Source organism: Frankia sp. AiPa1 (assembly GCF_023243075.1).
In the GTDB taxonomy this organism is placed as follows: domain Bacteria; phylum Actinomycetota; class Actinomycetes; order Frankiales; family Frankiaceae; genus Frankia.
The window spans coordinates 1-4403 of the sequence record NZ_JALKFZ020000078.1 but is presented as its reverse complement, the minus strand read 5'-3'; the positions used below and the strand labels follow the sequence as shown (position 1 = coordinate 4403).

The 4403-nt window shown below is 67.8% G+C and carries 2 protein-coding genes and 2 pseudogenes; all 4 read right to left on the bottom strand.

Annotation, left to right across the window (positions count from 1 at the left end; translation table 11 throughout):
- Positions 1-810 precede the first annotated feature (810 nt).
- The gene (locus MXD95_RS07460) at positions 811-2781 is read right to left on the bottom strand and encodes a potassium transporter Kup (protein ID WP_250639806.1); all 1971 of its coding nucleotides are present in this window, start codon (positions 2779-2781) and stop codon (positions 811-813) included.
- A gap of 70 nt (positions 2782-2851) precedes the next feature.
- Positions 2852-3658, bottom strand: coding sequence for a transposase (locus tag MXD95_RS07455; RefSeq protein WP_250639805.1), 807 nt, complete (start codon positions 3656-3658; stop codon positions 2852-2854).
- 61 nt (positions 3659-3719) lie between these two features.
- Positions 3720-3806 (bottom strand): annotated as a pseudogene (locus MXD95_RS29195) (hypothetical protein); the annotation flags it as partial.
- A 28-nt stretch (positions 3807-3834) separates the two neighbouring features.
- A pseudogene (locus MXD95_RS07450) lies at positions 3835-4158 on the bottom strand (IS5/IS1182 family transposase); the annotation flags it as partial.
- Between the last annotated feature and the right edge of the window lie 245 nt (positions 4159-4403).

Here is a 4403-nt window from a genome sequence, read left to right as displayed (position 1 = left end):
ACAGCGTCGGCCAGCTGGTTCATGCCGCGCTCCAGGCCGCGCCGAGCCTCCTCGTCGAAGGCAATAATCTTCGGCATAATTGGTGCTTCCTCCTGGGCCTGAGCCATGGGGAGGAGTGCCGGCCGCCAGCGGGGCCATAGCGAACATAATGATCGGGCCATGAGCCCGGGCACCCGTCGCGCCAGAGGTTGGCACTCAACCTTGTCGAGTGCTAACCCACTTATAGTCTTTCGGGGCATCGAAAGCAACCGGGGGACCGGCGAGTCCAGTGGCTGCCGGGCCTGGACTCGTCGGGTGGACCGTCGTGCTGACGTCGGGTCGGGGTGCCCCGCCGAGGCCGAGGAAATCGTTCAGGATCTCGGCCCTCGCCCGCCGTCCGCCAGCCACCTGTCAGCGGCACCAGGCACAGCCGCCTGGCGGCACCCTCGGAACCGCCGTCGACCGGCGATCGTGATGTCCGCGCCGACCTGCGCCACCGGGTGATCTCCGGTCTCGCTCAGGCCCGCGGTCAGAGCATCGAAAATCGTCACATCGCCGCTTCCCGTTCATGGAGCCTTTTCCATCTCGCTTTTCCTGAAAGATGGCGGAGGATTTCGCGGCCAGCACGCACTCCGGGCGCATCATGACCAGTCTGCGGTCACTGTGTGCCGCCGTCGCCGGATGGCAGACTGCCCCCCAGGTACGCGAGTTCCGCGCGTCTGCTGTCCCACCCCCGCCCTGTCCTCCCTGCCCACGGCCTCGAATGTCTTACCGACAGAGACGGTGGTTCGGGGAGATGGCGATGTGGGCTCCGATGACTCTTCGCTGCCGCTACACCTCGATATGTGAGCCCATGATGACGGTGCGGTCGCGTGGGAGGCCGAAGTGTTCGGCGGCGTCAGCGGTGATGTATGAGGTCGCGATGAACAGGCGTTTGCGCCAGCGTGCCATGGTCGGCGTCTTCCCGCTTCGAAGCTCGATTTTGGACAGGAAGTAGGACGCCTGGTCCAGGTTCAGCTGCCGTCCTTCGACGATAGCCGGGTCGATCGTTCTGAGGGCGCCGAGCACATTTGGCGTCTCCATGTAGCCGAATCGTGTGGTGATGTGGCTGATGCCGTCGTCGGTATAGCCCAGATCGTCCACGGCGATCCGATCGTTCGCCGGCACGCGCGGCACCGGCAGGGTCTGGACCGACACGATCAGGACCAGGTCGTGGCGCACGTGGTTGTGCTCGACGTTCGCCCGCAGTGCCAGCGGCGCAGTCTGCTTACTGCGGTTGAGGAACACGGCCGTGCCCGGCACCCGGTCCGTGGGCGGCACGTTCACGCGTAGTTGCTCGACAAAATCGTGCAGCGATCCCTCGCTCTGTTCCCGCTGCGCGGTGACGATCTTTCGGCCTCGCTGCCAGGTGGTCATGACGGTGAACGCCGTCAGCGCGATGAGCAGCGGAAGCCACGCGCCGTGGACGAGTTTGGTCAGGTTGGCCGCGAGGAACAGCAGGTCGACCACCAGCAGCACGCTCGCGCCCAGGCCGAGCAGCCACCGCGGCGTGTGCCACCTCCGCCGGGCGATGTAGAAGAACAGCAGGGTGGTGATGGTGATCGTCCCCGTCACCGCCATGCCGAACGCGAACGCCAGGGCCGCCGAGCTACGGAACGCGAAGACGAGCGTGAGCACCGAGACCATCAGCAGCCAGTTGATCCACGGGACGTAGATCTGCCCGATCATGGACTCCGAGGTGTGGGCGACCCGCAGCCGAGGCAGGTAGCCGAGCTCGGCGGCCTGCGACGCGACCGAGTACGCCCCGGTGATCACGGCCTGGGAGGCGATCACAGTCGCGGCGGTGGCCAGCAGGACGAGCGGCAGCCGTGCCCAGCCGGGGGCCAGGAGGAAGAACGGGCCGCTGATGGTGTCCGGGTCGCCGAGGATCAGCGCCCCCTGGCCGAGGTAGCTGAGCACGCACGCCGGGAACACCAGGAGCAGCCAGGCACGGCTGATCGCCGGCCGGCCGAAGTGACCCATGTCGGCGTACAGCGCCTCAGCGCCGGTGACCGCGAGCACGACCGCCGCCAGGGCGAAGAACGCGGTGCCGAAATGGTGCACCAGGAAACCCGCGGCGTAGGTCGGCGACAACGCCTCAAGGATGGCCGGGTGCCCGACGATGCCGACCACCCCGAGCGCGCCGATGGTCACGAACCACACGATCATCACGGGCCCGAACATCTGGCCGACCGTGGCGGTGCCGAACCGCTGCGCGAGAAACAGCAGCACGATGATCACTGCGGTGGCCGGCACGATCAGCTCTTCGAACGACGGCTCCACGATCTTGATGCCCTCGACCGCGGACAGCACGGAGATCGCCGGCGTGATCATGCTGTCGCCGAAGAACAGCGCCGCCCCGAAAATGCCCAACCCTGCCAGCACGGCGGCGGTCCGGCCACTCGGTCCCGTTCTCAGCCGCCGCAGCAGGGTGATCAGGGCCATGATGCCGCCCTCGCCATCGTTGTCGGCGCGCATGGCCAGCAGCACATAGGTGACCGTGACGATGATCGTGACAGACCAGAACACCAGGGACACCACGCCGAACACGTTGTCCGTGCTGACCGGGACGGGATGCGGGTCGCTCGGGTTGAACACCGTCTGAAGGGTGTAGATCGGGCTGGTCCCGATGTCCCCGAACACCACACCGAGCGCGCCGATGACCAGCGCCAACCGGGCCGCGTCGCGCCCTGCCGGGTGATGGGTCTCCGGCGGCGGCGGCGTCGGCCCGGGCTCCGGCGTCGTCAGCTGCTGTTCCGTCACGACCGTCCTTCCTGGGCGCTGGCCGCGGCGCGTTGGAAGCCGGGTATCCGCGCCTGGACGGTACCGCCCGTCAGCGTGCGCCTCCCGGACCGCGGGCGTCACACCCGCTGCGTCCAGTTCCGCGGGTCACCCTGTATCCGGACTGAGTTGACGCCCGCGAGGAAGGAGGTCGACACCGGGCCAGGACGGCCCGGCCGATCTTCCCGACGAGGTCGATGACGCTGTCCGTGATCACGTCGGCGGCCTTGGCGAGCTGGTCGCGGGCAGTTTCGAGCGCGATCGTGAAGCTGGCGCGGTCGGGGTCGAGATCCGTGGCCAGGGTCGCGTCCGCGATCGCGAGGCGTAGCGCCTGGTAGGCACAGAGCAGGGCGTAGCCCTTCTGCTCGACCCCCGTGGGCGTCTTCGCCCGCAGGACCCGGCCACCGAGGATCGTCGCCTTCAGCTCCAGGTAGGCGGTCTCGACGTCCCACCGATCATGGTAGAGACGGATCAGGTCGGCGGCCGGGATCCCTGGATCGGTCACAGAGGTCACGAGCTGGTAGACCCCAGTCCGACGGCCGGCCGTGGTCACGATGGTGATCTCACAGCGGACGACCCGGACCTCGACCGGGCCGATCCGCGAGATCCACGACCCGTCGCGCAGCCGGCGACAGACCGGCGGCCGGCGGCCGTTCTTGACCCGGACCAGCAGGTCAACGCCGGTCGCGGCGACGGCCGTGAGGAGTTTCTGGCTGGCGAAGTTACGGTCAGCCAGCAGGATCATCCCGGCCCGCAACGACCGGACCAGCTCGGCCGCGTAGACCGTCTCCCCGCTGGCCGTCGGCCCGAACGCCGCGTCGACGACGGTCCGGGTCCCGCACGCGACCAACGCGACCAACCGGACCGAGCCGCCGCCGCGCCTGCGCGAGCGCCGCGCCGGTCGGCGACGCCACCCCCAGCCCCTCGAGCCCTCCGGTCAGCTTCGCCCACACCAGCGGGTAACCGATCCCGGGAAACAGGGCCGCGGCCAGCAGCAGATAGACCACCACCCGGGACGGCAGATCCCGAACCCGCGTCGATGATCAGATGGTCGTAGCCGGCGATCCTGGCCCGCATCAGCGCTTCGCGCAGGTCGGGGGCCTGCCAGGCGAGCACGACGATGCCCTCGTGCGAGTAACGGTAGCCCACCGACCGGGACACTCCATGATCTCGGAAGAGCTATCTGGCCTTGGTGTCGTCACAGAACCAGCGCAGGACCATGACGGCCTGTTCCAACGCGGACAGTGTATGGGTGCCATGCCTGGTCCCGCGGCGTTGACGCTCGGCAACGAGGAGACCCGCCAGGCGGAAGACGGTGTGATCGCCGAGAGGCAACTCGGCGGTGTATGTGAAACTCATTGAGGCGCGGGGTTCCTTCGGGTTGCTCTTTGGTCGGAACAACCTTGCTACCGGAGCCCCGCGCCTTCGTCGTCACAGCCCCCGGGAACACTCACACCCCGTAACGGTCACCAAGCGTCACTGGTCGTTGTTGGGAATGGCTCACTAACTACACGGCCTTGGGGTTAGCCCAGGGCTGCGCGAAGGTCGCGTGGTGTGACGATCTGTCGCGTTAGGTGACCATGAACTGGAGTGCCCGGTGGCGG